Origin of the sequence: Janthinobacterium sp. EB271-G4-3-2 (assembly GCF_020858035.1) — a bacterium.
In the GTDB taxonomy this organism is placed as follows: Bacteria; Pseudomonadota; Gammaproteobacteria; order Burkholderiales; family Burkholderiaceae_D; genus Janthinobacterium; species Janthinobacterium aestuarii.
The window spans coordinates 567,126-588,390 of the sequence record NZ_JACYMG010000002.1 but is presented as its reverse complement, the minus strand read 5'-3'; the positions used below and the strand labels follow the sequence as shown (position 1 = coordinate 588,390).

17 protein-coding genes are annotated in these 21,265 nt (G+C 64.5%); 15 read left to right on the top strand and 2 right to left on the bottom strand.

Translation table 11 applies throughout. The annotated features are described in order from the left end of the window. Positions 1-28: 28 nt before the first annotated feature. The 5 genes from IGS55_RS07690 to IGS55_RS07670 all read left to right on the top strand — a co-directional run bounded on the left by IGS55_RS07690 (position 29) and on the right by IGS55_RS07670 (position 6,938). The gene (locus IGS55_RS07690) at positions 29-1,396 is read left to right on the top strand and encodes an NAD(P)-dependent oxidoreductase (protein ID WP_230515738.1); all 1,368 of its coding nucleotides are present in this window, start codon (positions 29-31) and stop codon (positions 1,394-1,396) included. Further along, positions 1,396-2,676, top strand: a complete 1,281-nt coding sequence (gene preA, locus IGS55_RS07685; protein ID WP_230515737.1) for an NAD-dependent dihydropyrimidine dehydrogenase subunit PreA — start codon at positions 1,396-1,398, stop codon at positions 2,674-2,676. Before IGS55_RS07690 ends, preA begins: the two co-directional genes overlap by 1 nt. A 122-nt stretch (positions 2,677-2,798) precedes the next feature. Then, positions 2,799-4,283 (top strand): NCS1 family nucleobase:cation symporter-1, encoded by a 1,485-nt coding sequence (locus tag IGS55_RS07680; RefSeq protein WP_230515736.1) that lies wholly within the window; start codon positions 2,799-2,801, stop codon positions 4,281-4,283. Positions 4,284-4,300: 17 nt separating this feature from the next. Further along, a complete protein-coding gene (gene hydA, locus IGS55_RS07675; protein WP_230515735.1) occupies positions 4,301-5,692 on the top strand; it encodes a dihydropyrimidinase in 1,392 nt (463 codons plus the stop codon). Positions 5,693-5,702: 10 nt separating this feature from the next. Then, on the top strand, positions 5,703-6,938 hold the full coding sequence (locus IGS55_RS07670; protein ID WP_230515734.1) for a Zn-dependent hydrolase: 1,236 nt from the start codon (positions 5,703-5,705) through the stop codon (positions 6,936-6,938). 2 nt (positions 6,939-6,940) lie between these two features. Here the strand turns inward: IGS55_RS07670 and IGS55_RS07665 are convergent, their stop codons facing one another. Continuing rightward, on the bottom strand, positions 6,941-8,695 hold the full coding sequence (locus IGS55_RS07665) for an allantoate amidohydrolase (protein WP_230515733.1): 1,755 nt from the start codon (positions 8,693-8,695) through the stop codon (positions 6,941-6,943). A gap of 72 nt (positions 8,696-8,767) precedes the next feature. Further along, positions 8,768-9,706, bottom strand: a complete 939-nt coding sequence (locus IGS55_RS07660; RefSeq protein WP_034754583.1) for a LysR family transcriptional regulator — start codon at positions 9,704-9,706, stop codon at positions 8,768-8,770. Between the two features lie 131 nt (positions 9,707-9,837). Between IGS55_RS07660 and IGS55_RS07655 the strand changes: the two genes are divergently transcribed. The 10 genes from IGS55_RS07655 to IGS55_RS07610 all read left to right on the top strand — a co-directional run bounded on the left by IGS55_RS07655 (position 9,838) and on the right by IGS55_RS07610 (position 21,229). Beyond that, the gene (locus IGS55_RS07655; RefSeq protein WP_230515732.1) at positions 9,838-11,070 is read left to right on the top strand and encodes a urate hydroxylase PuuD; all 1,233 of its coding nucleotides are present in this window, start codon (positions 9,838-9,840) and stop codon (positions 11,068-11,070) included. Then, positions 11,067-12,302: a M20/M25/M40 family metallo-hydrolase gene (locus IGS55_RS07650; protein WP_230515731.1), complete on the top strand. Its 1,236-nt coding sequence runs from the start codon at positions 11,067-11,069 to the stop codon at positions 12,300-12,302. The genes IGS55_RS07655 and IGS55_RS07650 overlap by 4 nt, the downstream gene beginning before the upstream one ends. A gap of 56 nt (positions 12,303-12,358) precedes the next feature. Then, positions 12,359-13,273, top strand: coding sequence for a LysR family transcriptional regulator (locus IGS55_RS07645; RefSeq protein WP_070303404.1), 915 nt, complete (start codon positions 12,359-12,361; stop codon positions 13,271-13,273). A 168-nt stretch (positions 13,274-13,441) separates the two neighbouring features. Beyond that, positions 13,442-14,113, top strand: coding sequence for a DUF4286 family protein (locus tag IGS55_RS07640; protein ID WP_230515730.1), 672 nt, complete (start codon positions 13,442-13,444; stop codon positions 14,111-14,113). 108 nt (positions 14,114-14,221) lie between these two features. Further along, a complete protein-coding gene (locus IGS55_RS07635) occupies positions 14,222-15,550 on the top strand; it encodes an MFS transporter (RefSeq protein WP_230515729.1) in 1,329 nt (442 codons plus the stop codon). 9 nt (positions 15,551-15,559) lie between these two features. Beyond that, positions 15,560-16,237 (top strand): DUF2848 domain-containing protein, encoded by a 678-nt coding sequence (locus tag IGS55_RS07630; protein ID WP_230515728.1) that lies wholly within the window; start codon positions 15,560-15,562, stop codon positions 16,235-16,237. A 4-nt stretch (positions 16,238-16,241) separates the two neighbouring features. Further along, positions 16,242-17,591: an amidase gene (locus IGS55_RS07625; RefSeq protein WP_230515727.1), complete on the top strand. Its 1,350-nt coding sequence runs from the start codon at positions 16,242-16,244 to the stop codon at positions 17,589-17,591. 128 nt (positions 17,592-17,719) lie between these two features. Next, positions 17,720-19,012 carry a paraquat-inducible protein A gene (locus IGS55_RS07620; RefSeq protein WP_442908149.1) on the top strand — a complete coding sequence of 431 codons (1,293 nt, stop codon included), beginning with the start codon at positions 17,720-17,722 and terminating at the stop codon, positions 19,010-19,012. Then, complete coding sequence (locus IGS55_RS07615) at positions 19,005-20,636, top strand: PqiB family protein (protein ID WP_230515725.1); 1,632 nt, start codon at positions 19,005-19,007, stop codon at positions 20,634-20,636. Before IGS55_RS07620 ends, IGS55_RS07615 begins: the two co-directional genes overlap by 8 nt. Continuing rightward, a complete protein-coding gene (locus IGS55_RS07610; RefSeq protein ID WP_230515724.1) occupies positions 20,633-21,229 on the top strand; it encodes a PqiC family protein in 597 nt (198 codons plus the stop codon). The genes IGS55_RS07615 and IGS55_RS07610 overlap by 4 nt, the downstream gene beginning before the upstream one ends. Positions 21,230-21,265 lie beyond the last annotated feature (36 nt).

Genomic DNA, 21,265 nt, shown 5'->3' with positions numbered 1-21,265 from the left:
CGGCCGCACATAACAAGAGGAATACGCGATGATCGAGTCTTTGAACTATTTGCCCCATCCCGCCCTGCCCAATGAAGAACTGGCGGGCCATTTCACGGACCTGGCGCCGCCGCTCACGGCACGCCAGGCGGCCATCGAAAGCGCCCGCTGCCTGTATTGCTACGACGCGCCGTGCAGCCGCATCTGTCCGTCGGAAATCGACGTGGCCAGCTTCATCCGCAATATCCACGACAAGAACATCAACGGCGCCGCCGCCGGCATCCTGAAACAGAATATCCTGGGCGGCAGCTGCGCCCGCGTCTGTCCCACGGAAATCCTGTGCGAAGACGTCTGCGTGCGCAACCACGACGCCGAAGGCCAGCCCGTCAAGATCGGCCTCTTGCAGCGCTACGCCGTCGACCACATGCATTTTGCACAGCACCCGTTCAAGCGGGCGGCCGCCACGTGCAAGACGGTCGCCATTGTCGGCGCGGGCCCTGCCGGCCTGTCGTGTGCGCACCGCCTGGCCATGCTGGGCCACGACGTGGTGATCTTTGAAAAGGAAGACAAGGCCGGTGGCCTCAATGAATACGGCATCGCCAAATACAAGCTGACGGACGATTTCGCGCAAAAGGAAATCGACTTCCTGCTGGACATCGGCGGTATCGAGATCCGATGTCGCCAGGCGCTGGGCGAGAACGTGCAGCTGCGCGACTTGCACGCGCAGTACGACGCCGTCTTCCTGGGGCTGGGCCTGGGCGCCAGCCGCAAGCTGGGCTTGACGGGCGAGGATGCGCCGGGCTTGCTGGCCGCCGTCGATTACATCGCCGCGCTGCGCCAGGCGGACGACCTGGCCGCGCTGCCCGTGCCGAAACGGGCGGTTGTGATTGGCGCCGGCAATACGGCCATCGACATGGCCGTGCAAATCCAGCGCTTGGGCGCCGAGGAAGTCACTCTCGTCTACCGGCGCGGTTTCGACGCCATGACGGCGACCCACCATGAACAGGAGATCGCCAAGGCGAACCAGGTGCGCATGCTGACGTGGGCCCAGCCGCAGCAAGTGCTGCTTGACGCTGCCGGCAAGGTGTCGGGCATGCGCTTCGAGAAAACGCAGATGCAGGGCACGCGCCTGGCGGGCACGGGGGAAACGTTCGACGTGGCGGCCGACGCCATCTTCAAGGCCATCGGCCAGAGCCTCGACACCGAGGTGCTGATTGACCCGATGGCATCGTTGCTGCAGCGCGAAGGCGACAAGATCGCCGTCGATGCGGGCTTTCGCACGGTGCTGCCGGGGATCTACGCGGGCGGCGATTGCGTGGCGCCGGGGCAGGACTTGACGGTGCAAGCCGTCCAGCATGGCAAGCTGGCCGCACTGGCCATCCATTCCGATCTGTTCAATAAAGTGGAGGCTGCATAATGGCTGATCTCAGCATCGAATTTTGCGGCATCAAGGCGCCGAATCCCTTCTGGCTGGCGTCCGCACCGCCGACCGACAAGGCCTACAACGTGGTGCGCGCCTTCGAAGCGGGGTGGGGCGGCGTCGTGTGGAAAACCCTGGGAGAAGACCCGGCCGCCGTCAACGTCTCGTCGCGTTATTCCGCCCTGTACGGCAAGAACCGCGAAGTGGTGGGCTTCAACAACATCGAGCTGATCACCGACCGCTCTTTGGAAATCAATCTGCGCGAAATCACGCAGGTGAAAAAGGACTGGCCCGACCGCGCCATGATCGTCTCGCTGATGCTGCCCTGCGAAGAACACTACTGGGCCGACATTCTGCCCAAGGTCGAGGCGACAGGGGCGGACGGCATCGAACTCAATTTCGGCTGCCCGCACGGCATGCCGGAGCGGGGCATGGGCGCGGCCGTGGGGCAGGTGCCCGAGTATGTGCAGATGGTCACCGCCTGGTGCAAGAAGCACAGCAAATTACCCGTCATCGTCAAGCTCACGCCCAACATCACGGACGTGCGCATGCCGGCGCGCGCGGCCAAGGCGGGCGGCGCGGACGCCGTCTCGCTGATCAACACCATCAATTCGATCACCTCGCTGGACCTGGACCGCATGGTGGCCTTGCCCATCGTGGGCGGCGCCAGTACGCACGGCGGCTATTGCGGCTCTGCCGTCAAACCGATCGCCCTGAACATGGTGGCGGAAATCGCCCGCGATCCGCAGACGCGCGGCTTGCCCATTTCCGGTATCGGCGGCATCGGCAACTGGCGCGACGCGGCCGAGTTCATCGCCCTGGGCGCCGGCTGCGTGCAGGTGTGCACGGCCGCCATGCTGCATGGTTTCCGTATCGTCGAAGAGATGAAGGATGGCCTGTCGCGCTGGATGGATGAGAAGGGCTATGAGCGCATCAGCGACTTTTCCGGCAAGGCCGTGGCCAACACGACGGATTGGAAATACCTGGACATGAATTACCAGGTCATCGCGCAGATCAACCAGGACGACTGCATCAAATGCGGCAAGTGCTACGTGGCTTGCGAAGACACGTCGCACCAGTCGATTGCGCAACTGATCGACGCCGCCGGCACGCGCACGTATGAGGTGATCAAGGACGAATGCGTGGGCTGCAACCTGTGCGAAATCACCTGTCCGGTGCAGGGCTGCATCACGATGGTGCCGCAGACAACAGGCAAGCCGTACATGAACTGGACGCAGGATCCGCGCAACCCTCGGGCATTGGCGGAGTCGGCATAGGGCACGGTTATTGCGTGCGTTTTATTTGTAAACAGCGGCCGGCCTTTGCGGTAAGCTAGATCGACTTAAAGGTCGCGCCGTTTCTATAAAACCGATCCCCTCCCAACCGATGGAGCATACCTGTGAACCACGACTATTCAGGCAACACGCAACTCTGGAATGAAGACCTGGCGCCCACCACGGCGGCGCAGCGCACCTGGCGCTGGTATCACTTCGCCGCGCTGTGGGTGGGCATGGTGATGTGCATTCCCGCCTACACCCTGTCGGCCAGCCTGATCGACAGCGGCATGTCCGGTTACCAGGCTGTGCTCACGGTATTTCTCGCCAACGCCATCGTGCTCCTGCCCATGCTGCTGATCGGCCATGCGGGCACCAAATACGGCATCCCGTATGCGGTGCTGGCGCGCGCCTCGTTCGGCACCATGGGCGCGCGCCTGCCGGCCCTGATGCGCGCCATCGTCGCCTGCGGCTGGTACGGCATCCAGACCTGGTTCGGCGGGCAGATGATCTACACCCTGATGGGCGTGCTGGTGGGCCATGAACTGGGCGGCGAGAAGATCGCGGGCCTGGGCATCAACGGCAGCCAGTTGCTGTGCTTCCTGGCTTTCTGGGCCATCCAGTTCTATTACATCCTGCATGGCATGGAATCGATCCGCAAGCTCGAAACCTATACGGCGCCGCTGAAAATCCTCATCTGCTTCGTGCTGCTGTACTGGGTGCACAGCAAGGCGGGCGGCGTGGCCAGCCTGCTGGACCAGCCCTCGCAGTTCATCCCCGGCGGCAAAAAGGCGGGCCAGTTCTGGAGCGTCTTCTGGCCATCGCTGACGGCCATGGTGGGTTTCTGGGCCACCTTGGCATTGAACATCCCCGACTTCACGCGCTTTGCCAAGACGCAGCGCGACCAGGTGATCGGCCAGTCGATCGGCTTGCCCGTGCCCATGGGCCTCCTGGCCATGCTGGCCGTCATCGTCACGGCAGGTTCCGTCGTCATGTACGGCAAGGCCATCTGGGACCCCGTCGACCTGGCCAGCCGCATGACGGGCGCCGCCGTGCTGATCGCCCTGATCATCCTTTTGATCGACACGGTCAGCGTCAACCTGGCGGCCAACCTGGTGGGCCCGGCGTACGACTTTTCATCGCTGGCGCCGAAGCAGGTTTCGTACAAGATGGGCGGCTACATCACGGCCTTCATCGCCATCGTCATGATGCCGTGGAAAGTGCTCGAGTCGACGCAGGGCTATATCTTCACGTGGCTGATCGGCTACTCGGCCCTGCTGGGTCCCATCGCCGGCATCCTCATCGTCGACTATTATTTTGTGCGCAAGACGCAGCTCGACGTCAGGCAGCTGTACCGCGACGACGGCGTCTACTCGTACGGCAATGGCTGGAACATGGCGGCGCTGATCGCCTTTGTCATCGCCGTGCTGCCGAACATCCCGGGCTTTTTGAACGCGGCCTTTCCCGCGGCGTTTCCCGACGTGGCCGAAGGATTCAAAACCATCTACACCTACGCCTGGTTCGTGGGCGTGGCCATCGCCGCCGTCGTGTACGGCGTCATGATGAAGGGCAAGGCCGTGGCGCACATGCAGCAGGCGCCGCAGTCGTAATCACTGAAGGAGACAAGATGACTACACTGATACGTGGCGGTACCGTCGTCAACGCCGACCGCGCGTTTCGCGCCGATGTGCTGATCGAGGGCAGCACCATCGCCGCCGTCGGCGAGAACCTGCCGGTGCCGGCAGATGCTACCGTGATCGACGCGGGCGGCCTGTACGTGATGCCGGGCGGGATCGACACGCACACGCACATGAATCTACCCTTCATGGGCACCGTGACGTCCGACGATTTTTTCACGGGCACGGCGGCGGGACTGGCGGGCGGCACCACCACCATCATGGATTTCGTCATCCCCGCGCCGAAGCAATCCTTGATCGAGGCCTATCACCAGTGGCGCGAGTGGTCGGCCAAAGCGGCCGGCGACTACACCTTCCACGTGGCGATCACCTGGTGGAGCGAGCAGGTACATGCGGAGATGGGCACCCTCGTGCGCGAGCATGGCGTAAACAGCTTCAAGCATTTCATGGCCTATAAAAACGCCATCATGGCCGACGATGAAACCCTGGTGAAAAGCTTTACCCGCTCGCTGGAACTGGGCGCGCTGCCCACCGTGCATGCGGAAAATGGCGAGCTGGTTTTTCAATTGCAGCAAGCCTTGCTCAAGAAGGGGATCACCGGACCGCAGGCGCATCCGCTGTCGCGCCCACCGGCCGTGGAAGCGGAGGCGGCCAACCGCGCCATCGCGATTGCCAATGTCCTCAATACTCCCGTATACATCGTGCACGTCTCGTGCGCCGAGTCGCTCGACGCCATCACGCGCGCGCGCGCCAACGGCCAGCGCGTGTATGGCGAGGCGCTGGCGGGCCACCTGGTGATCGACGACAGCGTCTACCAGAACGATGATTTCGACTATGTGGCCGGCCATGTCATGAGCCCGCCATTCCGCGGCAAGCACCATCAATCGGCCCTGTGGCATGGTCTGCAAAGTGGCAACCTGCACACGACGGCCACCGACCACTGCACCTTCTGTGCCGAGCAGAAGGCGGCCGGCAAGGACGACTTTACGCGTATCCCGAACGGCTGCGGCGGCGTCGAGGAACGCATGGCCGTCGTGTGGGACGCTGGCGTCAATTCCGGCATGCTGACGCCTTCCGAATTCGTCAAGGTGTCATCGACCAATGCGGCGCAGATCTTCAATATGTATCCGCGCAAGGGCCTCATCGCCGTCGGCAGCGACGCCGACATCGTGCTGTGGGACCCACAGGGCACGCGCACCATTTCCGCCGCCACGCAGTTCGCCAGGGGAGGCTTTAACGTCTTCGAAGGGCGCACCGTGCGCGGCATCCCCCGCACCACGATTGCCGCCGGCAAGGTGGTGTTCCACCAGGGCGAACTGATGGCTGTCGAAGGGGCCGGGCGCTATATCGAGCGTCCCGCCTTTTCCGCCACCACCGCATAAGGAGTTGACGATGGATGCATTGCGTATCAATGGCGAACGCTTGTGGGCGGCCCTGATGGAACTGGCGCAGATCGGCGCGACAGCGAAGGGCGGTGTCAAGCGCCTGGCCCTGACGGACCTGGACAAGCAGGGACGCGACCTCGTGGTGGGCTGGGGCCGTGAAGCGGGCATGAGCATCACGATCGACCAGATCGGCAATGTCTTCATGCGCCGCGACGGCACCGACAACACTTTGCCGCCCGTGATGACGGGCAGCCATATCGACACGCAACCGACTGGCGGCAAGTTCGATGGCAACTACGGCGTGCTGGCCGGCCTGGAAGTGGTGCGCACCCTGAACGATTTACACATCAAGACGCGGGCGCCCATCGAAGTGGCGTTCTGGACCAACGAGGAAGGCTCGCGCTTCGTGCCCGTGATGATGGGTTCCGGCGTATTTTGCGGCGCCTTCTCGCTGGAGACCGCGTATGCGGCCAAGGACACGGAAGGCAAAACCGTGGGCGAGGAGCTGGCGCGCATCGGATACAAGGGCGAGCAGGTGCCGGGCGACCATCCGATTGGCACCTACTTTGAAACGCATATCGAACAGGGCCCCGTGCTGGAAGACGCGGACAAGGTGATTGGCGTGGTGCCTGCCGTGATGGGCCTGTCGTGGTACGACTGCGTGGTGACGGGCATGGAAGCGCATGCGGGTCCCACGCCCATGGGCTTGCGCAAGGATGCGCTGCAGGTGGCCACCACCATCATGCAGGAAGTGGTGGCGATTGCCAACCGCTACCCGCCATATGGGCGCGGCACGGTGGGCATGGTGCAGGTGTTCCCGAACAGCCGCAACGTGATCCCCGGCGAAGTCAAATTCAGCATCGACCTGCGCAATGTGAACGACGAACTGCTCAACACCATGCATGGCGAGATCACGGCCTTCATCGACGCCACGCGCGACAGGACGGGCCTGGGCATTTCGCTGGAAAGGGTGTCCTACTACCCGCCATGCCCGTTCCACCCCGACTGCGTGGGCGCCGTGCGCAACGCCACTGAAAAACTCGGCTACTCCGTGATGGATGTGGTCTCCGGCGCCGGCCACGACGCCATCTATGCGGCTCGGCTGGCGCCGGCCGGCATGATCTTCGTGCCGTGCAAGGATGGCATCAGCCACAATGAAATCGAGGACGCCAAGCCCGAGCACCTGGAAGCGGGCTGCAACGTGCTGCTGCACGCGATGCTGGAGCGGGCCGTGGCGGTATAACCTTATGGCTTCGGCTGGAAGCCGCGCAAAAACGCCAGCAGCGCGCGCGCCGCGATGTCGGCGTCGTCCGCCGTCATGGTTTCCAGCGGGTTGTGGCTGATGCCGCCATTGCCGCAGCGGGTAAACAGCATGGCCACGTCGGTGATGGCGGCCATGGCCATGGCGTCGTGGCCGGCGCCCGACAGCAGCGCATACGGTTCGATGCCGACCGATTCCACGGCTTGCGCCAGCTGCGCCATCAGCCACGGTGCGCACGGCGCCGCACGCGCCGACAGCAGCAGTTCCAGCTGGTAGTCGATCTGGCGCCGCGCGCAGATGGCGGCAATGCCATCGAGAATATCGTCGACGGCGCTCTGGCGCACGGCGTCAACGGCTGCACGGATATCGAGCGACAGGGTGCAGGCACCCGCGATCACGTTGACGGAGCCGTTGGGCACGTGCAGCTGGCCCACGGTACCCACCAGCGCGTCGCCCTGGCTGCAGCGCTGTTCCACCAGCAGGATGATTTCGGCGGCCGCGCTGGCCGCGTCCTTGCGCATGGTCATGGGCGTGGTGCCCGCGTGGCTGGCCACGCCGCCAAGATTGACCAGGTAGCGCGAGCTGCCGGCAATCGCCGTGACGATCCCCAGCGGCAGGTCGCGCTCGAGCAGCACGGGTCCTTGCTCGATATGCACTTCCACATAGCCGAGCAAGCCGGCCGGGTCGCGCGCGATGGCGCCGATGGCGCCCGCCTCGTGGCCGGCGGCGGCCAGTGCGTCGCGCATGCTCACGCCGTCCGCGTCAAGCTGTTCCAGCAGCGATACGTCGAACTTGCCCGTGATGGCCGTGCTGCCCAAAAACGTGCTCTTGAAGCGCACGCCTTCTTCTTCGGCGAAGCCGACGACCTCGAAATGAAACGGCAGTTTTTCACCCCGTTCATGCAGGTGGCGCACGACGGCGATCGGCAGCACGATGCCAAGCCGGCCGTCGTACTTGCCGCCATTGCGCACCGTGTCGTAGTGCGATCCCGTCATCAGGGTCTTCGCGCCGGGGATATCGGACAGATAGCGGCCGACGACATTGCCGACGGCGTCGATGTGCACCTGCATGCCCGCGTTCCGCATCCAGTCGGCCAGTTGTGCGGCCGTTTTCTGGTGCGCCGGCGTCAGGTAAGCGCAGGTCAGGTTGTAATCGCTGTCGCTCCAGCCGGCCAGGGTTTCCGCCTGCTGCATGATGGCCGGGCCGAACTCCAGGCGCACGTCGAACAGCTCGTTCAGCCGCAGCTCGGCGATGCGCTTGATCTGCCGCAGCGATTCGGCCAGTTCGTCGGCGCGGCGGTTTTTCAGGCGCCGCGCAAACGTTGTGATGATGTCCTGGCGCGTCAAGCCTTCGCCCGTCGGGCCCTTGACGGCCAGGATGAAGGGAAAGCCGAACTTGGCGTTGTAGTCGCTATTGAGGCGCTGCAGGGTGGCGAATTCGTCGGCGCTGCACAGGTTCAGGCCGGACTTGGCCTGTTCGCGCGTCGATTCCGCCGTCAGCTGCCCGGCGATGGCGGCCTTGCCGGCCAGCTCCGGGTGGGCGCGTATCAGCCCCAGCTGCTCTTCGGGCGAGGCTTGCGCCAGCACGCGCTGCAGCTCCGTCTTGAGGGCCGTCAGGCTGGCAAACGGCCGGGCGGCGGCCGCGCGCTGGGCGATCCAGGGCGAATGTTCGTAGATGCCATGCAGGTGCGCGATAAAATCGGCCTGGCTGCCGGCGTTCAGGTCTGAAAGGGTGGTCATGGTTTTCCGATCATGCAAGCGGTGATGATAGCGCCCCGTTCTGCGTCCATTATATGCGCGCGCTGATAGCGGCTATCGCTGCACCAGCGCCTTGGCCGCCGCGCTGACCTGGTCGCGCAACCATTTGTGCTCGGGCGCCTGGTGCACGCGCTGGTGCCACAGCTGGTAAAAGCGCATCGGCGGGAATTTCAGGGGCACAGTGTACGTTTTCAGCGGCAGGGTCTTTTCATAGAAGCGCATGAATTGCCGGCCCGTGGTGAGCACCAGGTCCGTCTGCGTCAGCATGTAGGGAATCAACCCGAAATACGCGGATTCCACCACCACGTTGCGCTGCAGGTTTTGCCGTTCGAGGAAGGAATCGATCACGCCGTGGTAGCCGGGCATCATCTGCGACGGCGCCACATGGGGCAGGCTCAGATAATCGTCGAGGGTCATCGCGTCGCTGGCCGTGCGCCGCGCATAGGCGTTTTCCGCATGCATGGCGCAGATGATGGGGTCCTCGAACAGCTTCGAGATGTGCAGGTGCGCGGGCGGCTCGTCCCAGTTGGCGATGACCAGGTCCAGGCCACCATCGGACAGCTGGCGGATATGGTCGATGCCCGGCCCCAGGCTATGCAGCACGACGCGGCTTTTCGGCGAGCCGCGGCGCAGCAGGGCCACCACGTTGGGCAGGAACTGGCTGTCCAGGTAGTCGGGTGCGGCGATATGGAAGGTGCGCGCCTCTTCCTGCGCCACGAACGGCGTCTTCTTGACGAACAGGCTTTCCGTCTGGTCGAGGATGCGCTTGGCTGGATTGAGCAGGCTTTCGCCATGCTGGGTCGGCACCATGCCGCGCGCGCCGCGCACCAGCAGCGGGTCGCCTGTGAGTTCGCGCAGCTTGCGCAAGGAGGCGGAAATCGAGGGCTGCGGCTGATTGAGCTTCAATGCCACGCGCGAGACATTCTTTTCCACCAGCAGCAGGTAGAGGATGCGGATCAGGTGCAGGTCGAGGTGTTGCGGCAGGCTGGACATGTGGCGGCGGCTCTGTTGTATATCGATTTGAATATGTCAAATATACGATATTTTTCATGTGATGGGCGGTAAATCCGTTTATCTTGTGTAGATTGGCACGAATATTGGTTCGGTCTGACTAGAGGAAATTTATGGAAGTATTTGCCTACCTGATCCCGTACGGCCTTGAGTGGCTGAACCTGATCGTCCGCTGGCTGCACGTCATCACGGGCATCGCCTGGATCGGTGCTTCCTTCTATTTCGTCTGGCTCGACAATTCCATACGTCCGCCCGCGCCCGGCTCCGAACTGGCGAAGAAGGGCGTGTCGGGGGAATTGTGGGCCGTGCATGGCGGCGGCTTCTACAACCCGCAAAAATACCTGGTGGCGCCGGCCGAACTGCCGAAGGAACTGCACTGGTTCAAGTGGGAAGCGTATTCCACGTGGCTGTCCGGTTTCGCGCTGCTGACCATCGCCTATTATTTCAATGCCCAGGCCATGATGATCGACAAGGCCGTGGCGGACATCTCCAGCGGCCAGGCCGTCGGCATCGGCATCGCCACCCTCGTCATCGGCTGGACCGTGTACGATTTGCTGTGCCGCTCGAAGCTGGCGCAATTTGAACTGTGGTTCGGCGTGACGGTGTTCGCGCTGATCGTCGGCGCCGCCTATGTGCTCACGCATTTGCTCAGCGGGCGCGCCGCCTACATCCACGTGGGCGCCATGATCGGCACCATCATGGTGGCCAATGTGCTGATGCTGATCATTCCCGGCCAGCGCAAGATGGTCGAGGCCATGGCGGCCGGCAAACTGCCCGATCCCAAGCACGGCTTGAAGGCCAAACAGCGCAGCGTGCATAACAATTATTTTACCTTGCCCGTGCTGTTCATCATGATCAGCAACCACTACGCGATGACCTACCGGAACGACCACGCGTGGCTGGTGCTGGCGCTGATCATGGCGGCCGGCGTCTTCATTCGCCACTTCTTCAACCTGCGCCACAAGGGGCGTGTCGAGTGGCGTTATCCGGCTCTCGGCGTGGCCTTGCTGGTGGCCGTGGCCGTCGCCATCGCACCGAAGGCGCCAGCGCCGGTAGCCACCGTGGCCGCGGTGGACCCGGCCGCGCAGTTCAAGGCCGTGCATGCCATCATCACCCAGCGTTGTGCCACCTGTCATTCGGCCCAGCCCACGCAGCCCGGCTTCGCCACGGCGCCGGCCGGCATGATGCTCGATAATGAAACGGAAATACGCCAGCACGCGGCGCAAATCTACAAGCAGGCCATCGAGCTGAAAGCCATGCCGATCGGGAACCTGACGAATATGACGGAGGCCGAGCGCAGCGAGCTTGGCGCCTGGCTGCAACAGACCATGCAAGGAGCAAAATGACTACGCACGCAGAAAAAATCACGGCCTGGATCGACGAACACTTCGACGAGGAAGTCGCATTTTTACAGAAGGTGGTGCAGCAGCCGACGGATACGCCGCCCGGTAATAACGCGCCCCATGCGGATCTGGTGGCGCAACTGCTGCAGGCGTATGGCTGGAACGCGGAAAAGCACGCCGTGCCGGCGGACCAGGTCGAGGCGTATGGCATGCAGAGCATCACCAACCTGATCGTGCGCCGGCCATACGGCGCAGGCGGGCCGACCGTGGCCCTGAATGCGCATGGCGACGTGGTGCCGCCCGGCGACAACTGGACGTATCCGCCGTACGGCGGGCAGATCGACGGCGGCTATATCTATGGCCGCGCGACGGCCGTGTCGAAAGGCGACTTCGCCACCTATGTGTTTGCCGCGCGCGCCCTGGAGGTGCTGGGCATTCCGCTCAAAGGCCAGCTGGAACTGCATTTCACGTATGACGAGGAATTCGGCGGCTTGCTGGGGCCGGGCTGGCTGCTGGAACAGCAGCTGACGCAGCCCGATTTCGTCATCGCCGCCGGTTTCAGCTACGGCATCGTCACGGCGCACAACGCCTGCCTGCAGCTGGAAATCACCGTGCACGGCAAGTCGGGCCACGGCTCGATGCCGGAGACGGGGCACGACGCGCTGCAGGCGGCCAACAAGATCCTCAATGCGATCTATGGCCAGCTGCCGGAGCTGAAAAAGATCAAATCGAAAGTCGCCGGCATCGACTCGCCCACCATGCTGGTGGGCCGCATTGACGGCGGCACGAATACCAATGTGGTACCGGGCAAGGTCGTCATGAAGATGGACCGCCGCATGATTCCCGAAGAAGACCCGGTGGCGGTGGAGGCGCAGGTGCGCGCGCTGATCGAGGACGCCGTGCGCGGCGAGCCGGGCATCCGTATCGAGATCCGCCGCCTGCTGCTGTCGCACGCGCTGCGGCCCTTGCCCGGTTCCGAACAGCTGGTCGGCAGCCTGCAGAAAAACGCGCAAGCGATTCTGGGCGAGACCATTCCCGCCGTCGGCACGCCGCTGTATGCGGATGCGCGCCTGTATGGCGAGCGGGGCATTCCTGCCGTGCTGTATGGCGCCGGCCCGCGCACGGTGCCCGAGTCGAACGCGAAGAAGGCCGACGAGCGTCTGGCGCTCGACGATTTGCGCAAGGCTAGCAAGATCGTCGCCTTGACCTTGCTCGACTTCCTGGGCGAGAAATAGACCGGGCGCTTTGGCTTACAATGGGGCGGACACTCAACCTGTGAAGAAGAGCCCCATTGAATACCCGTTTTCTCGAAGCGTTTGTCTGGGCTGCGCGGCTGGGCAGCTTTCGCACGGCGGCCGACAAGCTGCACATCACGCAGGCGGCCATCTCGAACCGCATCGCCTCGCTGGAGCAGGACTTCGGCACGCGTCTGTTCGACCGCGACGCGCGTGAAATCCGCCTGACTTTTGCCGGGCGCAATCTGCTCGTGTACGCCGAGCGCATGCTGGAACTGTGCCGCGACATGTACGCGGCCAATTCCTCGCCCGCGCTGATCACGGGCGAAGTGCGCATCGGCGTCATCGAAACCATCGTGCATACCTGGCTGATTCCGTTCCTGCAGCGCGTGCAGGAGCGCTATCCGGGTATCGAGATTCAGCTGACGTCGGAATCGACGCGCCGCCTGCACGAACAGCTGCAGCAGGGCGAGCTCGATATCGCGCTGCAGACGGACATGCTGACGGGCGACCATATCCGCAGCACGGGCAGCGGCGCCATCGCCATGGGCTGGGCCGGCAGGGCCGCCGACTGGCCCGATACGGGCGTGCCGTTCACGGTGGCGCAACTGGCGCAGCATCCGATCATCACCATGAACCGCGGCTCGCAGCCGCATTCAGCATTGAAAGCGCTGTGCCAGGACGAGGGCGTGCAGCTGGGGCGCGTCCATTGCGTCAGCTCGATCTCCGCCATCGTGCGCCTGGTCAAAGCGGGCTTCGGCATCGCCGTGCTGCCGCTGGCGCCCCTGCGCGAGGAAATCGAGCAGGGCCACATCGCCCTGATTCCCTGCACCAGCAGCCTGGCGCCGCAGCGCATCGTCATCAGCTACAGCGAAGACATCACCACGGAAGCGATCCAGTTGGTGGCCATGCTGGCGTGCGAGGAGGCGGCACGGTTTAGCGTGGGGCTCGCGGAGGAGTACGGAGCTTGACGCGGTGGCGTAGGTCGGATTAGCCTCCCGGCGCGTAATCCGGCAACATTGTTGACCTCACCCACAAGAAAAACTTATCAGTCGCGTTCAGAATAACCCGTTTGCCAAGTGATGGCGTGCCACCTATTCTGGGTTGGCATACCACCCATAACGCAGAACGGAACCATCATGACGACGTCCCCCACCTTGCCAGGCATCCTGTTTGTCTGGACCAGCGCCGACCCGGAGCACGAACGCGATTTCAACCGCTGGTACGATCGCGAACACGTGGAAGAGCGCGTGCGCATTCCCGGCTTCGTCAGCGGCACGCGCTACCAGAGCGTGCGCGGTCCGCGCAAATACCTGGGCCTGTACCGCACCGTGTCGCTGGGCGCCTTCCAGACGCCCGACTACTTCAAGGCCTTCGGCCAGCAGACGCCATGGTCGCTGACGAACTTGCAGCGCATGGTCGACCCGATGCGCCGTGTATGTGCCATCGAGGCGGAAACGGGCATGGGCACGGGCGCCTGGCTGGCCGTGTTGCGTCTGGGCGCGCCAGCTATCGGCCAGGACGCGCAAGCCGTGGCCGGCTTGGCCACGCTGGGAACGACGCTGCTGCAGATCGACGGCGTCATTGCCACGCGCTTGCTCACGCCCGACGCCAATCTGTCCGGCCCCCTGCCGGAGGAACGGACGGAGGGCCGCGTGCTCGATCCGATCTTCCTGATCGACGCATCGTCCGAAAGCGCCGCCGTGGCGGCCGCCGATGCCGCCAGCGCGGCGCTGGGACTCGATGCGGAACAGGCTGCCATCCTGCAACTGTCCTGGCAATTGCGCGAGGCGGACCTGCGCGCTGTCTGACATGGCCGCGCGCATCTTGCCGGCACCGATAACACGAGACACGGGCCACGGCGCAGGGCAAAGCATCCTGCGCCGGGCCTGCAATAAAACTGACGAGAGAGGTAGGCAATGACCACATATACGAACGCCGCGCATCCGGCAGCCCAGGCACCGGGCGAGAAGGCCACGACGGCCAAGACGGGCCGCCTGGCCACGGCCAGCATGGTTGGCACGACCCTGGAATGGTATGACTTCACCGTCTACAACACCATGGCCGCGCTGATTTTCAACCACCTGTTCTTCCCTTCCTTCGATCCGCTGACGGGCACCATCCTGGCCTTTTCCACATATGCGGTCGGCTATATTTCGCGCCCCATCGGCGGCGTGATCTTCGGCCATTTGGGCGACAAGCTGGGACGGCGCTGGGTGCTGGTGGTGACCCTGATGCTGATGGGCGTGACGACGGGCTTGATGGGCCTCTTGCCGACGTATGCGACGGCCGGCATCTGGAGCCCCATCCTGCTGGTGGCGCTGCGCTTCGTGCAGGGCATTGCGCTCGGTGGCGAATGGGCGGGCGCCGTGCTGATCTCCGTCGAACACGGGGCGCCGGACAAGCGGGGCCGCAACGCGTCGTGGACGCAGGTGGGACCGTCGTTCGGCACCTTGCTGGCGACCGGTTGCATCGGCCTGATCACGTACCTGCTGCCGCATGAAGCGTTCATGGACTGGGGCTGGCGCATGCCGTTCATCGCCAGCCTGCTGCTGGTGGCGTTCGGCATGTGGATACGCAGCGGCATCGAGGAAACCCCGCTGTTCAAGGAACTCGACCAGCAGGATGCGAAGGCGGAAGCGCCGATCGGCGACGTGCTGCGCGTGTACTGGCGCCGTCTGCTGATCGCCGGCGGCGTGCGCATCGGCTCGGACGTGCTGTATGCGCTGGTGGTGGTGTTCACCCTGACGTATGTGACGACGGTGCTGCACCTGTCGTCGACCCTGGCGCTGACCGCCATCATGGTCGGCACGGCCTGCAATGCGCTGGCGGTGCCCGTCTTTGGCGCGCTGTCGGACAAGATCGGCCGCCGCCCCGTGTATGCGCTGGGCGCCATCCTGGGCCTCGTATGGGCATTTGCCTTCTTCACCTTGTTAGACACGGCCAACCCGGCCGCCATCGTCACGGCCGTCGTCGTGGGCCTGGTCATCCACGCCATCATGTACGGCCCGCAAGCGGCCTTCGTCATCGAACAGTTCCCCACCAAGGTGCGCTATGCGGGTTCCTCGCTGGCCTACACCCTGGCCGGCGTCATCGGCGGCGGCTTCGCACCGCTCGTCATCGCCAGCCTGTACCGTTCGTACAACAGCACCGTGGCCGTCTCGCTGTACGTGGCGGCGGCCTTGCTGATCACCGGCGCCGCCGTTTTTGCGGCGCGCGAAACGGGCCGCGGCCCATTGGAAGAATAAGGGAAAATCATGACGACATTGCGTTTTCAACTGGCTGGCCACGGCCCCGTTACCTTCGACATCGATCACCTGATCATCGCCGGCTGGACGGGCCGCGACATGGCGATGGTGGAACACCATATCGCCGAACTGGAAGCCATCGGCGTGGCGCGCCCGAAAAGCGTGCCCACGTTTTACAGGGTCTCGGCGGCATTGCTATCGAGTGACGCCGCCATCGAAGTGCCGGGCGGCGATTCGTCCGGCGAAGCGGAATTCGTGCTGTTTTCCACGGAATACGGCCTGCTGGTGGGCATCGGCTCCGATCATACGGACCGCAAGGTGGAAAGCTATGGCGTGACGGTATCGAAGCAGATGTGCGGCAAGCCCGTGGGCGACACTCTGTGGCGCTATGCCGACGTAGCCGGCCACTGGGACCAGCTGCAGATGCGCTCCTGGCGCGAGCGTGCCGGCGTGCCGGCCCTGTACCAGGATGGCCCCGTGACGCGCATGCTGTCGCCGGAAGACCTGATTCAGCGCTACACGGGGCAGGCCAGCCTGCCCGTGGGCAGCGCCATGTTCTGCGGCACGCAACCGATCATCGGCGAGATGGGCCATGGCGACGCTTTCGAGCTGGAGCTGTATGATCCAGCCTTGCAGCGCTGCCTGCAGCACCGCTATGCCGTGCAAACCCTGCCCGTGGAAGGATAAAACAATGACCAAGACCATCCGAGAACTGGCGGCCGACCTGGCCGCCGGCCGCATCACCAGCGTGGCGCTGACAGAGCAGATGCTGGCGCGCGCCGAAGCGCACCGGGCGCAGGGCGGCCATGCCTATGTCAGCCTGGATGGCGAACAGGCGCTGATGGAGGCGCGGGCCAGCGATGCGGCGCGCGCCGCCGGCATCGTTGCCTCGCCGCTGGCCGGCGTGCCCATCTCGATCAAGGACCTGTTCGACGTCAGGGGGCAAACCAGCAGCGCCGCCTCGCTGGCGCTGGCCGATGCACCGCCTGCCGTGGCCGATGCGGGCGCCGTGGCGCGCCTGCGCGCGGCCGGCGCCGTTCTGCTTGGGCGCACCAACATGAGCGAATTCGCGTTTTCCGGCCTGGGCTTGAATCCCCATTACGGCACGCCGCGCAATCCGCTGGACGGCGAAAGAGTGGCGGGCGGCTCCACCTCGGGCGGCGCCGTGACGGTGGCGCTGGACATGGCGGCCGGCGCGCTGGGCACGGACACGGGCGGCTCGATCCGCATCCCGTCCGCCTTTTGCGGCTTGATCGGTTTCAAGCCGACGGCCGCTTCGGTGCCGCTGGCCGGCACGGTGCCCCTGTCGCGCTCCCTCGATTCTGCCGGCCCGATCGCCCACAGCGTCGACTGCTGCGCCATTCTGTATGCGGCGCTGTCGGGCCATGACATCGGCGCGCAGGCATCGGCATTGAAAGGCTTGCGCTTCGGTTTTACCCTTGACTACGTCGGTACGCACGTGGAGCCGCAGGTGCAGCAGGCTTTCGATGCGGCGCTGGACAAGCTGCGGCAAGCGGGCGCCCTGGTGGAGCCGTTCGATTTCCCTGAATTGCTGGAACTGCCGGGTATCAATGGCGGCGGCGGGCTGGTGGCGGCGGAAGCCTGGCACTGGCACAGGGAGCTGCTGGAAGAGAAGGGCGCGCAGTACGACCAGCGCGTGGCGGCGCGCATCCGCCGCGGCCAGCAGCAGGGTGCGGCGGACTACATCGATTTGCTCGATGCGCGTGCGCGCCTGATCGCCATCGCGAAGCAGCGCCTGGCGCCATACGACGCCTGGCTGATGCCCAGCGTAGCCATCGTCGCGCCGCAGGTCGCGCCATTGGAATCGGATGACGCCACCTTCTTTGCCACGAATGGGCTGGTGCTGCGCAACGCCAGCGTGATCAACTTCCTCGACGGCTGCGCGCTGTCCTTGCCGTGCCATGCGGAAGGCGAGCTGCCCGTGGGGCTGGGCATTTGCGGCCTGGCCGGCGCGGACGGTCAAGTGCTGCAAATCGGCCGCGCCGTGGAGGCGCTGTTGCGCGGGAGTAAAAAAGAATAGTGCCGTAGTGCAGGAAAATGCCAACTCTGTCATGATGGCTGGCATTAACATGGGAAAGTCGCGCTTCGGGCGCCGGCAAACTTCATACTGTGCACCGATACGACCTGATTAGCTGTCATGACTGCGGCGTGCTGTACCGCAAACGTCCGCTGCGTCCCCGCGAAAAGGCGCGCTGCATCCGTTGCCGCTCGGTGCTGTACCGGGGCGCCCACGCGCGGGGCGCATCGGCCGAATTGACCAAGGTAGTGGCGCTGACCCTGGGCGCCGCCTTCGTCTTCCTGATCGCCCAGTTTTTCCCCATCGTCGAACTCGACGTCAATGGCCTGACGTCCAGCGCCACCTTGCTCGGTTCCATCCGCGTGCTGTGGTACGAGCAGATGCACATCGTGGCGACGATGGTCTTCCTGTTTACCATCCTCTTTCCCGCCATCGAACTCGGTTCCCTGCTGTATGTGGCGCTGGGCTTGCGCGGCGGCGTCAAGGTGCCGGGCTTTAACCGCGTGCTGCGCGCCGTGCAGACGGCGCGCGAATGGGGCATGACGGAGGTGCTGATGATAGGGATCCTGATCACCGTCGTCAAGATGACCAGCCTGGCCACGGTGCTGCCGCAACCGGGGCTGTTCGCGTTTGGCGCGCTGACCCTGATGCTGGCCATCGTCGTCTCGTTCGACCCCAAGGCCCTGTGGAACCTGGGCGACGACCTGACCCGCCAGGCGCTGCCCGGCATCCGCTACAAGGCCTTTGCACCGGGCGAGAAGGTGCTGCCCTGCCATGCGTGCGGCCTGGTGGCGCCGCCTCTGGGCAGGGGCAAGCACCTGGCGTGCGTGCGCTGCGGCACGGCCCTGCACGTGCGCAAACCGGACAGCATCAACCGCACCTGGGCCTTGCTGATCGCCGCCATGATTCTCTACATTCCCGCCAACCTGCTGCCCGTGATGGTGACGCAATCGCTGTTCGGTGCGCAGGACGACACCATCATGAGCGGCGTGGTGCTGTTCTGGACCAGCGGCTCGAAGGGCCTGGCCATCATCATTTTCATCGCCAGCGTGGTCGTGCCGATGCTGAAACTGGGCGTGCTGGCGCTGCTGGCATTTACCGCGCAGCGGCGTTCGCGCTGGCGGCCGCGCCAGCGCACCATTTTGTACCGCATGGTCGAATTCATCGGCCGCTGGTCCATGCTCGACATCTTTGTCGTCACCCTGACGGTGGCGCTGGTGCGCTTCAAGTCGCTGGCCGTGATCACGGCCGGACCCGGCGCGCTGGCCTTTGGCGCCGTGGTGGTGCTGACCATGCTGGCGGCGATGCAGTTCGACCCGCGCCTGATCTGGGACCCCGTGGACGACAAGGCGGCCGAGGATGAAAAACGCAGCAGCGCAGAAAATACCGGAAACAATACAGTGATTGGAGAACAGCATGGCTGACAAAGAAACGGGCGACCTTGCCGAAACCGGCGCACGGCCTTTGCCCGAACCCGATGTGGACCCGGCCAGCCGCTGGCTGCCGTCGCTGGTGTGGCTCATTCCGCTGCTGGCCGCGCTGATCGGCGCCGGCCTGGCCGCCAAGTCCATCCTCGACCAGGGACCCACGGTGACGGTCAGCTTCAAGAGCGCCGAAGGCCTGGAGCCGGGCAAGACCAAGGTCAAATACAAGGATGTCGATATCGGCCAGGTGCGCGCCATTACCCTGGGCGAGGACTTGAGCAAGGTGCTGGTGACGATCGACATGAGCAAGGAAGCGCGCCGCTTCGCCACCGCCGATTCGCGCTTCTGGGTGGTGCGCCCGCAGATCGGCGCCAGCGGCGTGACGGGGCTGGGCACCTTGCTGTCGGGCGCCTACATCGGCGTCGACACGGGCAAGTCGGAAGCCAAAAAGGAGAGCTTCACCGGCATGGAAAGCCCGCCCGCCGTGGCGGGAGACCAGAAGGGCAAGCTGTACACGCTGCATGCGGACAGCCTCGGCTCCGTCGACGTGGGTTCGCCCCTGTTCTTCCACCGCCTGCGCGTGGGCAAGGTGGTCAGCTTCGCGCTGGACAAGGATGGCAACGGCATCACCATGTCGGTCTTCGTCAATGCGCCTTACGACCAGTTTGTCGGCAAGGATGCGCGCTGGTGGCATGCCAGCGGCGTCGACGTGCGCCTCGATTCGAACGGCTTCAAACTGAATACGCAATCGCTGGCCGCCATGCTGGTGGGCGGCATCGCCTTCGAGGCGGAAAACGGCCGCAAGCCCGTGGAACCGGCGCCGGCCGGCACCAACTACCGCCTGGCGGCCGATGAGGCCAGCGCCATGCGCGAGCCCGATGGCGAGGCGATCACCACCGTGTTCTATTTCGACCAGTCCCTGCGCGGCTTGCAGCCTGGCGCCACGGTGGACTTCCGCGGCATCGTGCTGGGCGAAGTGCGTTCGGTGGGCATCGAGTTCGATCCCGTGAAGAAGAACTTCCGCATGCCCGTCACCGTCAACCTGTACCCGGCCCGCCTGGGCATGCGCTTCAAGGCCGCCGTCGACGATGAGGAAGGCTCGGCCGGCCACCAGCTGCTCGAACGCATGGTCAGCCGTGGCTTGCGCGCCCAGCTACGCACGGGCAACCTGCTGACCAGCCAGCTGTACATCGCGCTCGACTTCTTCCCGAAAGCGCCGAAGGTGGCGCTCGATCCGAACAGGTACCCGCTGGAAGTGCCGACCGTACCGAATACCCTCGATGAATTGCAGACGCAGATCGCCAGCATCGCCCGCAAGCTCGATCAGGTGCCGTACGCGGAGATCGGCAATAACCTGAACGCCACCATCAAGCAGGCCAATACCCTGTTCAAGCAGCTCGATGGCCAGGTGGTGCCGGAAATGCGCGATACGCTGACGGCGGCGAAGCAGACTTTTGGTTCGGCCGAACAGGTGCTGCAAAAGGATTCGCCGCTGCAGTCGGACGTGCGCCAGGCCTTGCAGCAATTGACGCAAACCCTGCAATCGCTGAACGCGCTGTCGGATTACCTGGAACGTCATCCCGAGTCCCTGATCCGCGGTAAAAAAGGAGATGAAAAAAAATGATGAAACCGATTTTTTCCGCGCTGCTGGCGGCCAGCCTGCTGGGCGCCTGCTCCACGCCCCAGCCCGAACATTTCTATACGCTGAGCGGCGGCGCCGACGCGCAGCCGGCCAAGCCCGTCAAATACTATGTCGAGGTGCTGGCCGTCAGCGTGCCGCAGCAGGTGAGCCGCAACCAGTTCGTCGTGACGGCGCCGTCGGGCCGCATCGAATTGCTGGAGCAGCAGCGCTGGGCGGGGCCGCTGGCCGGCGAGATCGGCCAGGCCCTGTCCACGGCCGTGACGAACGACCTGGGCGCCATCGATGTGTTCCGCACGCCATACCCGGACAAGCTGCCCGTGTACCGCATCAGCACCAATGTGCAGCGTTTCGAGTCGGTGATGGGACAGTATGCGCTGATCGACGCCGTGTGGAGCGTGCGCCAGCTGGCCAGCAACAAGGTGGTCACCTGCCGCACCATCGCCAATGAAAAGGTGGGGGGCGGCTACGATGAACTGGTGCTCGGCCACCGCCGCGCCGTGAACCGCATCGCCGCCGATACGGCAAGCGTGGTGCGCGCGTTTGACAGTGGCAACGCCGCCTGCCCGGCCGCCTGAGCCGCTTTCCGCTACCCAGTCCCGGCGGCCGCTGGT

Bases quoted from the DNA above. Each gene is read 5' to 3' on its own strand.
- IGS55_RS07690 (WP_230515738.1), top strand. From the start codon at position 29: ATGATCGAGTCTTTGAACTATTTGCCCCATCCCGCCCTGCCCAATGAA.
- preA (WP_230515737.1), top strand. From the start codon at position 1,396: ATGGCTGATCTCAGCATCGAATTTTGCGGCATCAAGGCGCCGAATCCC.
- hydA (WP_230515735.1), top strand. From the start codon at position 4,301: ATGACTACACTGATACGTGGCGGTACCGTCGTCAACGCCGACCGCGCG.
- IGS55_RS07670 (WP_230515734.1), top strand. From the start codon at position 5,703: ATGGATGCATTGCGTATCAATGGCGAACGCTTGTGGGCGGCCCTGATG.
- IGS55_RS07665 (WP_230515733.1), bottom strand. From the start codon at position 8,695: ATGACCACCCTTTCAGACCTGAACGCCGGCAGCCAGGCCGATTTTATC.
- IGS55_RS07660 (WP_034754583.1), bottom strand. From the start codon at position 9,706: ATGTCCAGCCTGCCGCAACACCTCGACCTGCACCTGATCCGCATCCTC.
- IGS55_RS07655 (WP_230515732.1), top strand. From the start codon at position 9,838: ATGGAAGTATTTGCCTACCTGATCCCGTACGGCCTTGAGTGGCTGAAC.
- IGS55_RS07650 (WP_230515731.1), top strand. From the start codon at position 11,067: ATGACTACGCACGCAGAAAAAATCACGGCCTGGATCGACGAACACTTC.
- IGS55_RS07640 (WP_230515730.1), top strand. From the start codon at position 13,442: ATGACGACGTCCCCCACCTTGCCAGGCATCCTGTTTGTCTGGACCAGC.
- IGS55_RS07635 (WP_230515729.1), top strand. From the start codon at position 14,222: ATGACCACATATACGAACGCCGCGCATCCGGCAGCCCAGGCACCGGGC.
- IGS55_RS07630 (WP_230515728.1), top strand. From the start codon at position 15,560: ATGACGACATTGCGTTTTCAACTGGCTGGCCACGGCCCCGTTACCTTC.
- IGS55_RS07625 (WP_230515727.1), top strand. From the start codon at position 16,242: ATGACCAAGACCATCCGAGAACTGGCGGCCGACCTGGCCGCCGGCCGC.
- IGS55_RS07615 (WP_230515725.1), top strand. From the start codon at position 19,005: ATGGCTGACAAAGAAACGGGCGACCTTGCCGAAACCGGCGCACGGCCT.
- IGS55_RS07610 (WP_230515724.1), top strand. From the start codon at position 20,633: ATGATGAAACCGATTTTTTCCGCGCTGCTGGCGGCCAGCCTGCTGGGC.